This is a genomic window from Bradyrhizobium sp. USDA 4474 (assembly GCF_054057515.1).
This window is the reverse complement of the sequence record NZ_JBSRZJ010000002.1, coordinates 3522301-3539255: the sequence shown is the minus strand read 5'-3', so window position 1 is coordinate 3539255 and position 16955 is coordinate 3522301. Positions and strand designations below refer to the sequence as shown.

Here is a 16955-nt window from a genome sequence, read left to right as displayed (position 1 = left end):
CCATGGCAGTCAGCGCCAATCGACTTGAATTGCTCCAGATCGCCGACGCCGTCGCTCGCGAAAAATCGATCGATCGCGGCATCGTCATTGCGGCGATGGAAGATGCCATCGCCAAGGCAGCGCGCGCCCGTTACGGCAGCGAGACGGACGTTCACGCAGAGATCGATCCGAAGAAGGGCGAGCTGCGGCTGTCGCGGCACATGCTGGTGGTCGACAAGGTCGAAAACCATTCCAACCAGATTTCGCTGGTCGACGCGCAGCGTGCCAACCCCGGCGCCCAGGTCGGCGACACCATCGCCGACACCCTGCCGCCGCTGGAATACGGCCGCATCGCCGCGCAGTCGGCCAAACAGGTGATCGTGCAGAAGGTGCGCGAGGCCGAGCGCGACCGGCAATATCAGGAATTCAAGGACCGCATCGGCGACATCGTCAATGGCGTCGTCAAGCGCGTCGAGTATGGCAGCGTGATCGTCGATCTCGGCCGCGGCGAGGCGATCATCCGCCGCGACGAGATGCTGCCGCGCGAAGTGTTCCGCAATGGCGACCGCGTCCGCGCCTATATCTTCGATGTCCGCCGCGAGACCCGCGGCCCGCAGATCTTCCTCTCCCGCACCCATCCGCAGTTCATGGCGAAACTGTTCGCGCAGGAGGTGCCTGAGATCTACGACGGTATCGTCGAGATCAAGGCGGTGGCCCGCGATCCGGGCTCGCGCGCGAAAATCGGCGTGATTTCCCGCGATTCCTCGGTCGATCCGGTCGGCGCCTGCGTCGGTATGCGCGGCTCGCGCGTGCAGGCCGTGGTGAACGAATTGCAGGGCGAGAAGATCGACATCATCCCCTGGTCGCCGGACATCGCGACCTTCGTGGTCAACGCGCTGGCGCCGGCCGAGGTCTCCAAGGTCGTCATCGACGAGGACCGCGAGCGCATCGAGGTCGTGGTGCCCGACACCAACAACCAGCTCTCGCTGGCGATCGGCCGCCGCGGCCAGAACGTGCGTCTGGCCTCGCAGCTGACCGGCTGGGATATCGACATCCTGACCGAGCAGGAGGAATCGGAGCGCCGCCAGGCCGACTTCGAGAACTCCACCCGCGTCTTCATGGAATCGCTCAATGTCGACGAGGTGGTCGGCCAGCTGCTCGCCTCCGAAGGCTTCACCTCGGTCGAGGAACTCGCGATGGTGGACCTCAAGGAACTCGCGGGTATCGAGGGTTTTGACGAGGAGACCGCGCAGGAACTGCAGAGCCGCGCCCGCGAATATCTCGATCAGCAGGAAGCCGAGATCGAGGCCAAGCGCAAGGAACTCGGCGTCGAGGACGCCGTCAAGGACGTGCCCGGCGTGACCTCGAAGATGCTGGTGAAGTTCGGTGAGAACGACATCAAGACGGTCGAAGACCTCGCAGGCTGCGCCACCGACGATCTGGTCGGCTGGACCGAGCGCAAGGAAGGCGGCGAGCAGGCCAAGTTTGCCGGCGCGCTCGACGGCCTCGGCATCTCCCGCGACGACGCGGAAGCCATGATCATGCAGGCCCGCGTCAAGGCCGGCTGGATCACCGAGGCTGACCTCGCCAAGCCGGCCCAAGAGGCTGACGCCGCCGAAGATCAGCCGGCTTAAGGACGAAGGAGAATGTCGCCCGGATGCTTGCCAGCACTGACAACGAACTTGACCATGGACCGCGGGCCGAAAGGTCCGCGACCATGCGCATGTGCGCGGTCAGCCGCGAAGTCCGGCCGATCGACGAGCTCATCCGCTTCGTCGTATCGCCCACCGGGGATATAGTTCCCGATCTCAAGCGCAAGCTGCCCGGACGGGGCATGTGGGTCACGGCGTCGCGGCAAGTGGTTGCGGAAGCGGTCCGGCGTCACCAATTTACCAAAGCCTTCAAACGCGACCTGCGCGTTTCTCCGACGCTTCCCGCCGACATCGAGGCGCTCCTGGTCCAGAGCGTGACCGAAGCCCTTGGGATCGCCGCCAAGGCGAGGCAGATCGTCGCCGGTTTCGGCAAGGTCGAAAGCGCCTTGCGGGAAGGCACGGCCGAGGTCCTGATCCATGCCAGCGACGGGGCCGGGGACGGAATCCGCAAGTTGGACATGCTGGCGCGGCAAAAAGCCGGAAATGACGGGGTCCAGCCCTCGATTCCGGTCATCACCGCATTGAAATCTGAAGAATTGGATTTGGCACTTACCCGGTCAAATGTGATACATGCTGCCCTGCTCGCAGGCCCGGCGAGCAAGTCATTCCTGTCGCGTAGCCAGATGCTGGTCCGATACCGGATGGCGGACGCTGACAAGACTGCCGAAAAGCCCGGCCAGGATTTCTGAGAGACACGACGACCCGATAGGACGGTGCGGCAACGCACAACACTGAATAAATCAGGATTAGGACTGCTGAATGGTTGATACCAAGACCCCAGACGACAAGAAGCTGAGCGTTCCGAGCAAGACGTTATCGCTCAAGCCGCGCGTCGAAACGGGCACTGTGCGCCAGAGCTTCAGCCATGGCCGCAGCAAGCAGGTCGTGGTCGAGAAGCGCGGCAAGCGCCGTATCGACGGCAGCCCGGAGCCGCAGGCGCCCGCGGCTGTCGCGAAGCCGGCGCCGGCCGCGCCGACACCCGCTCCCGCGCGCCCGGCTCCGCCCCGCAACTCCGGCTCCGGCGTCGTGCTCCGAACGCTGACCGAGGACGAACGCTCCGCCCGCGCCAGTGCGCTGGCCGATGCCAAGGTGCGCGAAATCGAAGAGCGTCGCCAGGCCGAGGAAGAGGCGCAGCGCCGCGCCGTCCGCGAGGCCGCCGAGCGCGCCGAGCGCGAAGCCGCTGAATCGCGCCGCAAGGCCGAGGAAGAGCGCCACCGTCACGAGGACGAAGCCAAGCGCAAGGCCGAGACAGAAGCCAAGAAGCGCTTTGGCGAAGGCGAGCAGCCGGCATCGGCCGCGCGTCCTGCGGCAGCCGCCCCGGCAACCCCCAGCGCTCCGCGCCCCGCGCCGACCACCACCCGACCCGGCGCGACGACCACCGCCCGTCCGGCAACCACCCCCGCGAGGCCGGGAGGCCCTGTGGGTCGCACGCCGGCCGTCGCAGCCGGACCGGACGAGGACGATGGTCCGCGCCAGATCCGCCGTGGCCCCGGCGGCGCCGCACGTCCCGTGGTCGCCCCCAAGCCCACGCACAAGCCCGGCCCGCAAAAGGAACGCGGCCGCCTCACGGTCGTGACCGCGCTCAATGCCGACGAGGTCCGCGAGCGTTCGATCGCCTCGTTCCGCCGCCGCACCCAGCGCCTGAAGGGTCATGCCGCGAACGAGCCGAAGGAAAAGCTCGTCCGCGAGGTGGTCATCCCGGAAGCGATCACCATCCAGGAACTCGCCAACCGCATGTCCGAACGCGCGGTCGACGTCATCCGCATGCTGATGAAGCAAGGCGCGATGCACAAGATCACCGACGTGATCGATGCCGATACCGCGCAACTGATCGCCGAAGAGCTCGGCCACACCGTCAAGCGCGTCGCCGCGTCGGACGTTGAAGAAGGCCTGTTCGACGCCGTCGACGATTCCACCGACACCGAGACGCGTTCGCCCGTGGTGACGGTGATGGGTCACGTCGACCACGGCAAGACCTCGCTGCTCGACGCGCTCCGCCATGCCAACGTTGTCTCCGGCGAAGCCGGCGGCATCACCCAGCATATCGGCGCCTATCAGGTGCTGTCGCCCGAAAGCGGCAAGAAGATCACCTTCATCGACACGCCCGGCCACGCCGCGTTCACCGCGATGCGCGCCCGCGGCGCCAAGGTCACCGACATCGTCGTGCTGGTGGTTGCGGCCGATGACGGCGTCATGCCGCAGACCGTCGAGGCCATCAACCACGCCAAGGCGGCCCGCGTGCCCATCATTGTTGCCATCAACAAGATCGACAAGCCCGACGCCAAGCCCGAGCGCGTGCGCACCGAGCTGCTCCAGCACGAGGTGCAGGTGGAATCCTTCGGCGGCGACGTCGTCGACGTCGAAGTGTCCGCCAAGAACAAGACCAATCTCGACAAGCTGCTCGAGATGATCGCGCTGCAGGCCGACATCCTCGAGCTGAAGACCAATTCGGAGCGTCCGGCCGAAGGTACCGTGATCGAGGCCAAGCTCGACCGCGGCCGTGGTCCGGTTGCGACCGTGCTGGTCCAGCGCGGCACGCTCCGCGTCGGCGACATCATCGTCGCCGGTGCCGAGATGGGCCGCGTCCGCGCGCTGATCTCGGATCAGGGCGAGACGGTGCAGGAAGCCGGTCCCTCGGTGCCGGTCGAGGTGCTCGGCTTCAACGGTCCGCCGGAAGCCGGCGATCGTCTCGCGGTGGTCGAGAACGAAGCCCGCGCTCGTCAGGTCACCAGCTACCGCGCGCACCAGAAGCGCGAGAACGCGGCTGCCTCGATCTCCGGCATGCGCGGCTCGCTCGAGCAGATGATGTCGCAGCTGAAGACGGCGGGCCGCAAGGAATTCCCGTTGATCATCAAGGCCGACGTGCAGGGCTCGCTGGAAGCGATCCTCGGCTCGCTGGAGAAGCTCGGCACCGACGAGGTCGCTGCCCGCATCCTGCATGCCGGCGTCGGCGGCATCTCGGAATCCGACGTGACGCTCGCGGAGGGCTTCAACGCCGCGATCATCGGCTTCTCGGTTCGTGCCAACAAGGAGGCGGCGGCCGCCGCCAAGCGCAACGGCATCGAGATCCGTTACTACAACATCATCTACGACCTCGTGGACGACGTGAAGAAGGCGATGAGCGGTCTGCTCGCGCCGACCTTGCGCGAAACCATGCTGGGCAATGCCTCGATTCTGGAGATCTTCAACATCTCCAAGGTCGGCAAGGTGGCCGGCTGTCGCGTCACCGACGGCACCGTGGAACGCGGCGCCAATGTGCGCCTGATCCGCGACAACGTCGTCGTGCACGAAGGCAAGCTGTCGACGCTGAAGCGCTTCAAGGACGAAGTGAAGGAAGTCCAGTCCGGTCAGGAATGCGGCATGGCCTTCGAGAACTACCACGACATGCGCGCAGGCGATGTCATCGAGTGTTATCGCGTGGAGACGATCCAGCGCTCCCTGTAAGTCCAAATCTTACCGAAGCGTCCGGATCTTTTTGAGCTGAAATTGCGGGAGTGCGATGGCCGGATTTTATCCGGCCATCCGCGCCTCATTCGTTTCACAGGACAAACGACAATGCTCGTGTCCCAACGCGGGCACGACGAGGTGATTTTCGACCATGCCGCGCCATCATCAGAAAAAGACTTCCGCGCCCGGCGGCTCGCAGCGTCAGCTGCGCGTCGGCGAGCAGGTTCGCCACGCGATAGCCGAGATTCTGGCGCAAGGCAGCGTGCATGATGCGGACCTCGAAGGTCACATCATCACCGTGCCGGAGGTGCGGATGTCGCCTGATTTGAAGCTCGCGACAATCTACGTGATGCCGCTTGGTGGCCGCGACACCGAGCTCGTCATCGCTGCGCTCGAGCGCAACAAGAAATTCCTGCGCGGCGAAGTCGCGCGGCGCGTTAACCTGAAATTTGCACCTGACATTCGCTTCCGCGTCGACGAGCGATTCGACGAAGCGGAACGGATCGAGAAGCTTTTGCGAACACCTGCGGTGCAGAAGGACTTGGACAAGAATCCGGAACAGGATCCGGAGACGGATCGGGAAGAAGAGCAATGATGATGGACCCCGCTCACGGCGCGATCGACAGCGACGAGGCCGATACGCGCGACCTGCAGCGAAATAATTTTGCAGATGCCGGGGGCAATGCTCAACCGCATCACGAGACGCGTCGCGTCAACAACGATCCGCGCGCGGGCAAGCCGAAGGGCAATCAGCCGCGCCGCGACCGGCGCGACGTGCACGGCTGGGTCGTGCTCGACAAGCCGATCGGGATGACCTCGACGCAGGCCGTTGCCGTGCTCAAGCGCCTGTTCAACGCCAAGCGCGCTGGCCATGCCGGCACGCTCGATCCGCTCGCATCAGGTGGCCTGCCGATCGCGCTCGGCGAAGCCACCAAGACTGTTCCCTTCGTCATGGACGGCCGCAAGCGCTACCGTTTCACCGTGTGCTGGGGCGAGGAGCGCGATACCGACGATACCGAGGGCCAGGTCACCGCAACATCGGACCAGCGCCCGAGCCGTGAGGCCATCCTCGCCCTGCTGCCTCGATTTACCGGTGTGGTCGAGCAGGTTCCGCCGCGCTATTCGGCGATCAAGGTCCAGGGCGAGCGGGCCTATGATCTCGCCCGTGACGGCGAGGTGGTGGAGCTGGCTGCGCGTCCGGTCGAAATTCACCATTTAACCCTTGTAGATCAACCAGATAACGATCGAGCTGTATTCGAGGCCGAGTGCGGCAAGGGGACTTATGTCCGCGCGCTGGCCCGCGATATGGGCCGGATTCTTGGCAGTTTCGGCCATATCTGCGCGCTCAGGCGAACCCTGGTCGGCCCGTTTGACGAAAATGACATGATTCCGCTGGATCAGTTGGAGGCTTTGTGCGATAGAGCCGCGTCCGGTGAGGGAAACCTCGCCGACGCGCTGATGCCTGTTGAGACCGCGCTGGACGACATCCCGGCACTGGCCGTCACTCGGGCTGATGCGGCAAGGCTCCATCGGGGCCAAGCCGTTTTGTTGCGCGGACGGGATGCGCCCACAAGTAGCGGCACAGTCTATGTCACGGTGGCAGGCCGTCTTTTGGCGCTTGCCGAAGTTGGCAATGGCGAAATCATCCCCAAGCGTGTGTTCAACCTGACCGGCTTGACTGCCTCAACCGGTCGCAACGAGAGAAATTGACGATGTCGATTGCCGCAGAACGCAAAGCGGAAGTCATCAAGACGAATGCCACCAAGGCCGGCGACACCGGCTCGCCGGAGGTTCAGGTCGCGATCCTGTCGGAACGCATCAACAACCTGACCAACCACTTCAAGACCCACGTGAAGGACAACCATTCGCGTCGTGGCCTCCTGAAGCTGGTCTCGACCCGCCGTTCGCTCCTCGACTACCTGAAGAAGCGGGACGAGGCGCGGTACAAGGCGCTGCTCGAGAAGCACAACATTCGTCGTTAAGAGTTCTTGCGCGCGCCACCGGCGCGCGTTTTAGCGCGTGGTTTCGAGCGAAAGCGCTTGTTTTAAGGTTTTTGATCGAGGCTCACGCGTGCGTCCGGTGCGGGCCAATGAGGCTCCGCATCCGGGGCATGATCAGCGAAGACCGCGGTTCGGTGTTCGTGAACGTGCCGACTGACAGTCCAGCAGCAATCCGGCGGCTGGGCGCAACGGGCAAGGTGCCCGTATGACCCGAAAGGATGGACGCCATCCGACATCCAAAAACCATGGCAGGATCGCAGGACGCTGATCGCCCGCTCCGATCAGCGTCCTGCAATCTTGACATGGTTTTTGTTTTTCGAGCCGTCCCTTCTTTCGAGAACCCATGAAAGAAGACCTCTATGTTCAATAAGCATTCAGTCGAGATCGACTGGGGCGGACGCCCACTGAAGCTCGAAACCGGCAAGATCGCACGCCAGGCCGACGGCGCCGTCATCGCCACCTATGGCGAGACCGTGGTGCTCGCCACCGTCGTTGCGGCGAAGGCGCCGCGTGAAGGCGTCGACTTCCTGCCGCTGACCGTCGATTACCAGGAAAAGACCTACGCAGCTGGCCGCATTCCCGGCGGCTATTTCAAGCGCGAGGGCCGACCGACCGAGAAGGAGACGCTGGTCTCCCGCCTGATCGACCGTCCGATCCGTCCGCTGTTCGTCGACGGCTGGCGCAACGAGACCCAGGTGATCGCCACCGTGCTGTCGCACGACATGGAGAACGATCCCGACATCGTCGCGCTGGTGGCTTCCTCGGCCGCGCTGACACTGTCGGGCGCGCCGTTCAAGGGCCCGATCGGCGCCGCCCGCGTCGGCTTCGCCAACGACGAGTTCATCCTCAACCCGACGCTCGACGAGATGGTCGACACCCAGCTCGACCTCGTCGTCGCCGGCACCGCCGACGCCGTGCTGATGGTGGAATCGGAAGCCAAGGAGCTGAACGAAGACATCATGCTCGGCGCCGTGATGTTCGGTCACCGCCACTTCCAGCCGGTCATCAAGGCGATCATCGAGCTCGCCGAGAAGGCCGCCAAGGAGCCGCGCGAGGTCACCGTCATCGACAATTCCGCGCTCGAGAAGGAAATGCTCGGCCTCGTCGAGCAGGAGCTGCGCTCCGCCTACGCCATTCCGGTCAAGCAGGATCGCTACGCGGCGGTCGGCAAGGTCAAGGAAAAGGTGATCGCCCACTACTTCCCCGAAGGGCAGGAGCCGAAATACGACAAGCTGCGCATCAGCGCCGTGTTCAAGGAGCTCGAGGCGAAGATCGTTCGCTGGAACATCCTCGACACCGGCAAGCGCATCGACGGACGTGACTCGAAGACCGTGCGCAACATCGTCGCCGAAGTCGGCGTGCTGCCCCGCGCCCACGGCTCGGCGCTGTTCACCCGCGGCGAGACCCAGGCGATGGTCGTGACCACGCTCGGCACCGGCGAGGACGAGCAGTACATCGACGCGCTGTCGGGAACGTACAAAGAGACGTTCCTGCTGCACTACAACTTCCCTCCCTACTCGGTCGGTGAGACCGGTCGCCTCGGCGGCACCAAGCGCCGCGAGATCGGCCACGGCAAGCTCGCCTGGCGCGCGATCCACCCCGTGCTGCCGCCGCATCACGAATTCCCCTACACCACGCGGGTGGTGTCGGAGATCACCGAATCGAACGGCTCGTCCTCGATGGCTTCGGTCTGCGGCGCCTCGCTCGCGCTGATGGATGCCGGTGTGCCGTTGAAGCGGCCGACCGCGGGCATCGCGATGGGCCTGATCCTCGAAGACAAGCGCTACGCGGTTCTCTCCGACATCCTCGGCGACGAGGATCATCTCGGCGACATGGACTTCAAGGTCGCGGGTACCGAACAGGGTATCACCTCGCTCCAGATGGACATCAAGATCGAGGGCATCACCGAGGAGATCATGAAGGTCGCGCTGGCCCAGGCCAAGGATGGTCGTATCCACATCCTCGGCGAGATGGCCAAGGCGCTCACCAACGCCCGCGCCGAACTCGGCGAATACGCGCCGCGCATCGAGACCTTCAAGATCGCCACCGACAAGATCCGCGAAGTGATCGGCACCGGCGGCAAGGTGATCCGCGAGATCGTCGAGAAGACCGGCGCCAAGGTCAACATCGAGGACGACGGCACCGTGAAGGTCGCCTCCTCCGACGGCGAAGCGATGAAGGCTGCGATCAAGTGGATCAAGTCGATCGCTTCCGATCCGGAAGTCGGCCAGATCTATGACGGCACCGTCGTCAAGGTCATGGAGTTCGGCGCCTTCGTGAACTTCTTCGGCTCCAAGGACGGTCTCGTCCACATCAGCCAGCTCGCGGCCAACCGGGTGCAGAAGACCTCCGACGTCGTCAAGGAAGGCGACAAGGTCAAGGTCAAGCTGCTCGGCTTCGACGATCGCGGCAAGACCCGCCTCTCGATGAAGGTCGTCGACCAGACCACCGGCGAAGACCTCGAAGGCAAGGACAGGGGCGGCGAGGGCGAGAAGGCCCCGCGCGAAGCGGCCGGCGAGTAGTCGCTCAAAGCCAACTCAGAAGCACGAAGGGCGGCCGAGAGGCCGCCCTTTTTGTTTGTGTTCGCTGAGAGAGCTTTGCTCCCTCTCCCGCTTGCGGGAGAGGGTCGGGGAGAGGGTTTCTCCGCGGAGCGATTCCCGATGAGGAAAGAAACCTCACCCGCCGCGCTTCGCGCGTCGACCTCTCCCGCACGCGGGAGAGGTGGAGCAACACCTCACGCCGCGAGGTCGAAGCGGTCGAGGTTCATCACCTTGGTCCAGGCCTTGGCGAAGTCCTGCACGAACTGCTGCTTGGCATCCGACGAGGCATAGACCTCGGCGAAGGCGCGGAGCTGCGAGTGCGAGCCGAAGATCAGATCGGCGCGCGAGCCGGTCCATTTCACCGCATTGGTCTTGCGGTCGCGGCCCTCATAGGAGCCGTCGGCAACAGGTGTCCACGCCGTGCCCATGTCGAGCAGGTTGACGAAATAGTCGTTGGACAGCGTGCCGACCTTGGAGGTGAAGACGCCGTGCTTCGACCCGTTCGCATTGGCACCGAGCACGCGCAGGCCGCCGACGAGCACCGTCAGCTCGGGACCGGTGAGCTTGAGAAGCTGCGCGCGATCGACGAGTGCTTCCTCTTCCCGCATGAACTGATGCTTCTTGCCGACATAGTTGCGGAAGCCGTCAGCCCGCGGCTCCAGCGGCGCGAAGGAGGCGGCGTCAGTCTGCTCCTGCGACGCATCCATGCGGCCCGGCGTGAAGCCGACTTTCACGTCGACGCCGGCATCCTTGGCGGCCTTCTCGACCGCGGCAGAACCGCCGAGCACGATCAGGTCGGCGATCGAGACCTTCTTGGCGCCTGAAGAGGCGTTGAAGTCCTTCTGGATCGCTTCGAGCTTGCCGAGCACCTTGGCGAGCTGGGCCGGCTGGTTGACCTCCCAGTCCTTTTGCGGGGCAAGGCGGATACGCGCACCGTTGGCGCCGCCGCGCTTGTCCGAACCACGGAACGTCGAGGCCGACGCCCAGGCGGTCGACACCAGCTCGGGCACCGAGAGGCCCGAACCCAGGATCTTGCTCTTGAGCGACGCGATGTCCTGATCGGAGACCAGCTCGTGATCGACCTTCGGGATCGGATCCTGCCAGATCAGCGTCTCCTTCGGCACCAGCGGGCCGAGGTAGCGTTGGACCGGACCCATGTCGCGGTGGGTCAGCTTGAACCAGGCGCGGGCGAACGCGTCCGCGAACTGGTCGGGGTTTTCGAGGAAGCGGCGCGAGATCTTCTCATAGGCCGGATCGAACCGTAGCGAGAGGTCGGTGGTCAGCATCGTCGGGCGATGCTTCTTCGACTTGTCGAACGGATCCGGAATGATCGCCTCGGCACCCTTGGCCACCCATTGGTTCGCACCACCGGGGCTCTTGGTCAGCTCCCATTCGTACTTGAACAGGTTCTCGAAGAAGTTGTTGCTCCACTTCGTCGGCGTCGTCGTCCAGGTCACTTCGAGACCGCTGGTGATGGAATCGCCGGCGAGGCCCGAAGCATGCTTGCTCTTCCAGCCGAGGCCCTGATCTTCCAGCGCGCCGGCTTCCGGCTCGGGTCCGACCAGCGAGGGATCACCCGCGCCATGGGTCTTGCCGAAGGTGTGGCCGCCGGCGATCAGCGCGACGGTTTCCTCGTCGTTCATCGCCATGCGGAAGAAGGTCTCGCGGATGTCCTTGGCCGCGGCGACCGGATCCGGCTTGCCGTTCGGGCCCTCCGGATTGACGTAAATGAGACCCATCTGCACGGCGCCGAGCGGTTCGGCGAGCTGGCGTTCGCCGCTGTAGCGCTCATCGCCAAGCCAGGTGCCTTCCGGACCCCAATAGAGCTCTTCCGGCTCCCAGACGTCGGCACGGCCACCGGCGAAGCCAAAGGTCTTGAAGCCCATCGATTCCAGCGCGACGTTGCCGGCCAGCACCATCAGGTCGGCCCAGGAAATCTTGCGGCCGTATTTCTGCTTAATCGGCCAGAGCAGCCGGCGCGCCTTGTCGAGGTTGGCATTGTCGGGCCAGGAGTTGAGCGGCGCGAAACGCTGCTGACCGGCACCGGCGCCGCCGCGGCCGTCGGTGATGCGATAGGTCCCCGCGCTGTGCCAGGCCATGCGGATCATCAGGCCGCCGTAATGACCGAAATCGGCGGGCCACCATTCCTGCGAATCCGTCATCAGGGCGGTGAGGTCCTTGATGACCGCGTTCAGGTCGAGCGTCTTGAATTCCTTGGCATAGTCGAATTCCTTGCCCATCGGATCGGACAGGCTGGAATTCTTGTGCAGCATCTCGATGCTGAGATTGGTGGGCCACCAGTCGCGGTTTGCTGGCACGCGTTTGCCGCCCGAAAACGGGCACTTCGAAGTGTCGTCCATGAATACCTCCTCTGGTGCGCCGCATCAGCGCCATTGACCAGGTCGAACCACTCTAGGCGCCGCCTTCGATCAGGGGAAGTTGACTTTAATGATCGCTGCGATAGGTTTTTCTGATGATCAATCTGACGCTGCGCCAGCTGCGATATTTCGACGCATTGGCGCGCCATGGCCATTTCGGCCGCGCCGCGGAGGCTTGTTCCATCTCGCAGCCGGCGCTGTCGATGCAGATCAAGGAATTGGAGGAGGCGCTCGGCGGGCTGCTGCTGGAGCGCAGCGCGCGCCAGGTGGCGCTGACCCGGTTCGGCGAGGAGCTCGCCCAGCGCGTCCGCGATATCCTGCGCTCGGTCGATGAGCTCGGCGACTTTGCCCGCGCCTCGCAGGACCGTTTTGCGGGCCGGCTGCGCATCGGCATGATCCCGACCATCGCGCCGTATCTCCTGCCCAAGATCACCAAGAACCTCACGCGCATGCATCCGGAGCTCGACATCCGGGTGCGCGAGACCATGACGCCGCGGCTGATCCAGGAACTGTTGGAAGGCCGGCTCGATACCGCGATCGTCGCGCTGCCGGTCTCCGAACCCTCGCTCACCGAGGTCGCCCTGTTCGAGGAGAAATTCCTGCTGGTGCGGCCGGGCACGGATGCCGGCACGCCGGCGCCATCACGCGAGATGATGCGTGAGATGCGGCTGTTGCTGCTCGAAGAAGGCCATTGCTTCCGCGACCAGGCGCTGTCGTTCTGCAACATGCAGTCGGCGCCGCCGCGCGAGATGCTGGATGCGAATTCGCTGTCGACGCTGGTCCAGATGGTCAGCGCCGGCATCGGCGTTACGCTTATTCCCGAGATGGCGGTGTCGGTGGAGACGCGATCGGCCTCGGTCTCGCTGTCGCGCTTCCGCGACCCCGAACCGTCGCGCACCATCGGCATGGTCTGGCGCAAGACTAGCCCGCTGGCCCGCCAGCTGCTGCAAATCTCCGAAGTCGTATGCCTGTCGGCCGGCAAGGCACGCCCGCGCCACGCCGTGCGCAGCCAGAAGGGTTGAGAGACCACGATGTCGGATCCGATCATCCGCGCCGCCCGCAGTGAGGAATATGACGAGATCGGCCGCGTCTGGATGGAAAGCTGGGTCTCGACCGGGCTCGCCGAGGCCAGCCAATTCCTGCTGGCCAATTTGCGTGCGCGCATCCGGCGCGAGATCGAAAACGGCTGGAGCCTGTTCGTCGCCGACGATCACGGCACCATCGCCGCGATGCTCGCGCTGCATCTGCCGAAGCTCTATCTCGACATGCTGTTCGTCGGGCCGGTCTATCAGGGACAATCGCTCGGACGAAAACTGCTTGCCTTCACGCGCACGCAATTGCCCGACGAGATGTATCTGCGCTGCGTCCGCGAGAACGAAAAGGCCTGGCGCTGGTACGAGCGCGAAGGCTTTGTGTTCGAGAAGGAAGAGGTCGAGCCGTCGAACGGGTTCATGATGAAGTGCTACCGGTGGAAGAGGAAAGGCCCGCTCCCATGATCAAGCTCTATTGGTCGCCCCGCTCGCGTTCGTTCTCGACGCTCTGGCTGATGGAAGAGAGCGGCCTGCCCTACGAGCGGGTGCTGACCGACATTTCGACGGGTGCGCAGAAGGCCCCGGATTATTTGAAGGTCAATCCGATGGGCAAGGTGCCGGCGCTCGCCGACGGCGAAGCCGCGCTTGGCGAGGCCGCCGCGATCTGCGCCTATATCGCCGACCGTTACCCCGAGACGAAGCTCGCGCCCGCAATCACCGATCCGCGCCGCGCGCGCTATCTGCAATGGCTGTTCTTCTCGCCCAGCTGCATCGAGCCGGCGATCATCCAGATCTTCACCAAGATCGAGGTGCCGACCTCGACTGCGGCCTGGGGCAGTGCGACGCAAGTGTTCGATGTCCTGGAGGCCGCGCTCGAAAAGGGGCCGTGGATTCTCGGAGAGGAATTTTCCGCCGCCGACGTCACGATCGGATCGGGGCTGAATTTCGCGGTGCGCCTGTTCAAGATGGTGCCGACGCGGCCGGCCTTCGACGCCTATATCGCGCGTTGCATGGCGCGGCCCGCCTTCCAGCGCGCGGAGACGATCGCGGCGGGTTAACCTTCCGCCTTCAAATCGTCCGGCCGCGGCATCAGCACGATGTTGTAGCCGGAATCGACATAATGGATCTCGCCGGTCACGCCGCCCGAGAGATCAGACAGCAGATACAGCGCCGAGCCGCCGAGTTCGTCGAGCGTGACGCCGCGGCGCAGCGGCGAATGCTTCTGCATGAACGCGAACATCGCGCGCGCTTCGCCGATGCCGGAACCGGCGAGCGTACGGATGGGGCCCGCGGAGATCGCGTTGACGCGGATGCCGCGGGGCCCGAAATCGGAGGCCAGATAGCGCACCGACGCTTCCAGCGCCGCCTTGGCCACGCCCATGACGTTGTAATTCGGCATCGAGCGTTCCGAGGCGCCGAAGGTCAGCGTGATCATGCTGCCGCCGTCCGTCATCAGCTCGGCCGCGCGCTTTGCGACCTCCGTGAACGAGAAGCAGGAGATCACCATGGTGCGCGAGAAATTCTCGCGGCTGGTGTCGGCGTAGCGACCCTTCAGCTCGTTCTTGTCTGCAAAGCCGATGGCGTGGATGACGAAATCGAGCTTGCCCCATTTTTCACGCAAGACGTCGAACGTCGCATCGACGCCGGCAATGTCCTCGACGTCACAAGGCAGCACCAATTCCACGCCGAGCGATTCCGCGAGCGGCTTGACGCGCTTGCCGAGGGCCTCGCCCTGGAAGGTGAAGGCAAGCTCGGCGCCGTGAGCATGCAGCGTCTTCGCCATGCCCCAGGCGATCGAATGATCATTGGCGATGCCCATGACCAGACCGCGCTTGCCTTTCATCAAACCTTCCATCTCGGGATCACCTCCGCTTTCGGCATGCCCAAGCAGAAGCGCGAAGACGCGCTTCGCGCTTTTGCCGGCTATGACGAGAAAATCTACGATGCGACAACGACGCCGTCACACGTCCATCCGGCTGAACACCAGCGTGGCGTTGGTGCCGCCGAAGCCGAACGAGTTCGACAGAACGGTGCCAATCTTGACGTTGTCGATGCGCTTGCGCACGATCGGCATGTCCGCGAACACGGGATCGAGCTCCTGGATGTGCGCGCTCTCGCAGATGAAGCCGTTGTTCATCATCAGCAGGGAGTATATGGCCTCCTGCACGCCGGTGGCGCCCAGCGAGTGGCCGGTCAGCGCCTTGGTCGCCGAGATCGGCGGACACTTTTCGCCGGCGCCGAATACCCGACGCAACGCGTCGATCTCAGGCGGATCGCCGGCCGGCGTCGAGGTGGCGTGCGGATTGATGTAGTCGACCTTGGTCTTCACCGTCGACATCGCCATGCGCATGCAGCGCTCGGCGCCTTCGCCCGACGGCGCGACCATGTCGTAGCCGTCCGAGGTCGCGCCATAGCCGACGATCTCGCCGTAGATGCGTGCGCCGCGCGCCTTGGCATGCTCGAACTCTTCCAGCACCAGCACCCCGGCGCCGCCGGCAATGACGAAGCCGTCGCGGTTGAGGTCGTAGGGACGCGAGGCGGTGGCGGGCGTGTCGTTATACTTCGAGGACATCGCGCCCATGGCGTCGAACAGCACCGACAGCGACCAGTCGAGCTCTTCGCACCCGCCGGCGAAGATCACGTCCTGCTTGCCGATCTGGATCGTTTCATAGGCGTTGCCGACGCAATGGTTCGACGTCGCACAGGCCGAGGAGATCGAATAGTTCACGCCCTTGATCTTGAACCAGGTCGCGAGCGTCGCCGACGCGGTGGACGACATCGCCTTCGGCACGGCAAAGGGACCGACGCGCTTCGGCCCCTTGGTGCGGGTGATGTCAGCGGCTTCGACGATGGTGCGCGCCGAAGGGCCACCGGAACCCATGATGATGCCGGTGCGGATGTTGGAGACCTCGTCGGGCGACAGACCGGAGTCCTGAATCGCCTGCTCCATCGCGACATGATTCCACGCGGCGCCCTGACCGAGGAAGCGCATCGCGCGGCGGTCGACCACTGTCGAGGGATCGAGCGTCGGCGCACCTTGCACCTGCGAACGGAAGCCAAGCTCGGCATATTTCTCGGCTCGTGAAATCCCGGACTTCGCCTCGTGAAGGCTCGCAAGCACTTCCTGGGTGTTGTTTCCGATCGACGAGACGATACCCATCCCGGTGACCACAACCCGCCTCATGACACCCTCGCCTCTATCGTTGTCTTCTTGGTGATGCGCGTTAGCCCAGGCTCGTGCCCTGCTTGAACAGGCCGACCTTCAGATCCTTCGCGCGATAAATAATCTGGTCATCGACCGAAAGCCATCCATCGGCGATGCCGAGCACGAGCTTTGAGCGCATCACGCGCTTGATATCGACGTTGTACACAACCTTGCGGGCCTCAGGCAGCACCTGGCCGCTGAACTTTAATTCGTTCAAACCGAGTGCACGGCCTCGACCTTCGCCTCCGGTCCAGCCCAGATAGAATCCGACCATTTGCCACAACGCATCGAGGCCGAGGCAGCCGGGCATGACGGGATCGTTCTTGAAGTGGCAGCCGAAGAACCAGAGGTCGGGTTTCACGTCGAGCTCGGCGCGCACCACGCCCTTGCCGAACTCGCCGCCATTGTCGTTGATTTCCGTGATGCGGTCGAACATGAGCATCGGCGGCAGCGGCAGCTGAGCATTGCCCGGCCCGAACATCTCGCCGCGAGCACACGCCAGCAAATCCTCGTAGTCGTAACCGTTGCGCCTGTTCAGCATGCGGAAGCCTCTGTTCTAACCCCGATCGCGTGGCGTTTCTGGCAAAATGAGCCCCGTGCTGCCTGGAGGCAACACCAATTGCCGAGGCGCCAGTCCCGAGAGCCGGATCGACCGGTGGCCGGACACCCAATACCTGGCTGCGCCAAATCGGTTAGGCGGAACCGCGCGCTCTCTAACACAGG

General features: G+C 64.3%; 14 protein-coding genes. 10 read left to right on the top strand and 4 right to left on the bottom strand.

Features of this window, described 5'->3' with window-relative positions:
• The first annotated feature begins 2 nt into the window (after positions 1-2).
• The 7 genes from nusA to pnp all read left to right on the top strand — a co-directional run bounded on the left by nusA (position 3) and on the right by pnp (position 9600).
• Positions 3-1613: a transcription termination factor NusA gene (nusA, locus tag ACVW16_RS18620; RefSeq protein WP_456736743.1), complete on the top strand. Its 1611-nt coding sequence runs from the start codon at positions 3-5 to the stop codon at positions 1611-1613.
• Between the two features lie 23 nt (positions 1614-1636).
• The gene (locus tag ACVW16_RS18615) at positions 1637-2320 is read left to right on the top strand and encodes an RNA-binding protein (RefSeq protein WP_456736744.1); all 684 of its coding nucleotides are present in this window, start codon (positions 1637-1639) and stop codon (positions 2318-2320) included.
• A 70-nt stretch (positions 2321-2390) separates the two neighbouring features.
• Entirely contained in the window at positions 2391-5075 is a 2685-nt protein-coding gene (infB, locus tag ACVW16_RS18610) for a translation initiation factor IF-2 (protein WP_456700608.1), read from the top strand.
• 154 nt (positions 5076-5229) lie between these two features.
• Positions 5230-5673 (top strand): 30S ribosome-binding factor RbfA, encoded by a 444-nt coding sequence (gene rbfA, locus ACVW16_RS18605; protein WP_456700607.1) that lies wholly within the window; start codon positions 5230-5232, stop codon positions 5671-5673.
• Positions 5670-6788, top strand: a complete 1119-nt coding sequence (truB, locus tag ACVW16_RS18600; RefSeq protein ID WP_456736746.1) for a tRNA pseudouridine(55) synthase TruB — start codon at positions 5670-5672, stop codon at positions 6786-6788. The genes rbfA and truB overlap by 4 nt, the downstream gene beginning before the upstream one ends.
• A gap of 2 nt (positions 6789-6790) precedes the next feature.
• Entirely contained in the window at positions 6791-7060 is a 270-nt protein-coding gene (gene rpsO, locus ACVW16_RS18595) for a 30S ribosomal protein S15 (RefSeq protein WP_018644188.1), read from the top strand.
• Between the two features lie 377 nt (positions 7061-7437).
• A complete protein-coding gene (gene pnp, locus ACVW16_RS18590; protein ID WP_456700605.1) occupies positions 7438-9600 on the top strand; it encodes a polyribonucleotide nucleotidyltransferase in 2163 nt (720 codons plus the stop codon).
• A 212-nt stretch (positions 9601-9812) separates the two neighbouring features.
• On the opposite strand, the gene katG is transcribed toward pnp, so the two are convergent.
• Positions 9813-11978: a catalase/peroxidase HPI gene (katG, locus tag ACVW16_RS18585; RefSeq protein WP_456700604.1), complete on the bottom strand. Its 2166-nt coding sequence runs from the start codon at positions 11976-11978 to the stop codon at positions 9813-9815.
• 113 nt (positions 11979-12091) lie between these two features.
• On the opposite strand from katG, the gene ACVW16_RS18580 reads away from it, so the two are divergent.
• Genes ACVW16_RS18580 through ACVW16_RS18570 form a run of 3 tightly spaced genes read left to right on the top strand, consistent with a single transcriptional unit; the run spans position 12092 to position 14085 of the window.
• Positions 12092-13018 carry a LysR substrate-binding domain-containing protein gene (locus ACVW16_RS18580; protein WP_456736747.1) on the top strand — a complete coding sequence of 309 codons (927 nt, stop codon included), beginning with the start codon at positions 12092-12094 and terminating at the stop codon, positions 13016-13018.
• A gap of 9 nt (positions 13019-13027) precedes the next feature.
• Complete coding sequence (locus ACVW16_RS18575) at positions 13028-13492, top strand: N-acetyltransferase family protein (RefSeq protein ID WP_456736748.1); 465 nt, start codon at positions 13028-13030, stop codon at positions 13490-13492.
• Positions 13489-14085, top strand: coding sequence for a glutathione S-transferase family protein (locus tag ACVW16_RS18570; RefSeq protein ID WP_456700601.1), 597 nt, complete (start codon positions 13489-13491; stop codon positions 14083-14085). The genes ACVW16_RS18575 and ACVW16_RS18570 overlap by 4 nt, the downstream gene beginning before the upstream one ends.
• Here ACVW16_RS18570 and fabI read toward each other — a convergent pair.
• The 3 genes from fabI to fabA form a co-directional block, all read right to left on the bottom strand.
• Positions 14082-14882, bottom strand: coding sequence for an enoyl-ACP reductase FabI (gene fabI / locus ACVW16_RS18565; RefSeq protein WP_456700600.1), 801 nt, complete (start codon positions 14880-14882; stop codon positions 14082-14084). The genes ACVW16_RS18570 and fabI overlap by 4 nt on opposite strands.
• Before the next feature lie 105 nt (positions 14883-14987).
• A complete protein-coding gene (fabB, locus tag ACVW16_RS18560; protein ID WP_456700599.1) occupies positions 14988-16211 on the bottom strand; it encodes a beta-ketoacyl-ACP synthase I in 1224 nt (407 codons plus the stop codon).
• 40 nt (positions 16212-16251) lie between these two features.
• The gene (fabA, locus tag ACVW16_RS18555) at positions 16252-16773 is read right to left on the bottom strand and encodes a bifunctional 3-hydroxydecanoyl-ACP dehydratase/trans-2-decenoyl-ACP isomerase (protein WP_092236766.1); all 522 of its coding nucleotides are present in this window, start codon (positions 16771-16773) and stop codon (positions 16252-16254) included.
• Positions 16774-16955 lie beyond the last annotated feature (182 nt).

Excerpts from the sequence above, each read along its gene's own strand:
- ACVW16_RS18575 (WP_456736748.1), top strand. The coding sequence starts at position 13,028 with ATGTCGGATCCGATCATCCGCGCCGCCCGCAGTGAGGAATATGACGAG.
- fabI (WP_456700600.1), bottom strand. The coding sequence starts at position 14,882 with ATGGAAGGTTTGATGAAAGGCAAGCGCGGTCTGGTCATGGGCATCGCC.
- katG (WP_456700604.1), bottom strand. The coding sequence starts at position 11,978 with ATGGACGACACTTCGAAGTGCCCGTTTTCGGGCGGCAAACGCGTGCCA.
- ACVW16_RS18570 (WP_456700601.1), top strand. The coding sequence starts at position 13,489 with ATGATCAAGCTCTATTGGTCGCCCCGCTCGCGTTCGTTCTCGACGCTC.
- pnp (WP_456700605.1), top strand. The coding sequence starts at position 7,438 with ATGTTCAATAAGCATTCAGTCGAGATCGACTGGGGCGGACGCCCACTG.
- nusA (WP_456736743.1), top strand. The coding sequence starts at position 3 with ATGGCAGTCAGCGCCAATCGACTTGAATTGCTCCAGATCGCCGACGCC.
- truB (WP_456736746.1), top strand. The coding sequence starts at position 5,670 with ATGATGATGGACCCCGCTCACGGCGCGATCGACAGCGACGAGGCCGAT.
- ACVW16_RS18580 (WP_456736747.1), top strand. The coding sequence starts at position 12,092 with ATGATCAATCTGACGCTGCGCCAGCTGCGATATTTCGACGCATTGGCG.
- rbfA (WP_456700607.1), top strand. The coding sequence starts at position 5,230 with ATGCCGCGCCATCATCAGAAAAAGACTTCCGCGCCCGGCGGCTCGCAG.
- fabB (WP_456700599.1), bottom strand. The coding sequence starts at position 16,211 with ATGAGGCGGGTTGTGGTCACCGGGATGGGTATCGTCTCGTCGATCGGA.
- rpsO (WP_018644188.1), top strand. The coding sequence starts at position 6,791 with ATGTCGATTGCCGCAGAACGCAAAGCGGAAGTCATCAAGACGAATGCC.
- ACVW16_RS18615 (WP_456736744.1), top strand. The coding sequence starts at position 1,637 with ATGCTTGCCAGCACTGACAACGAACTTGACCATGGACCGCGGGCCGAA.
- fabA (WP_092236766.1), bottom strand. The coding sequence starts at position 16,773 with ATGCTGAACAGGCGCAACGGTTACGACTACGAGGATTTGCTGGCGTGT.
- infB (WP_456700608.1), top strand. The coding sequence starts at position 2,391 with ATGGTTGATACCAAGACCCCAGACGACAAGAAGCTGAGCGTTCCGAGC.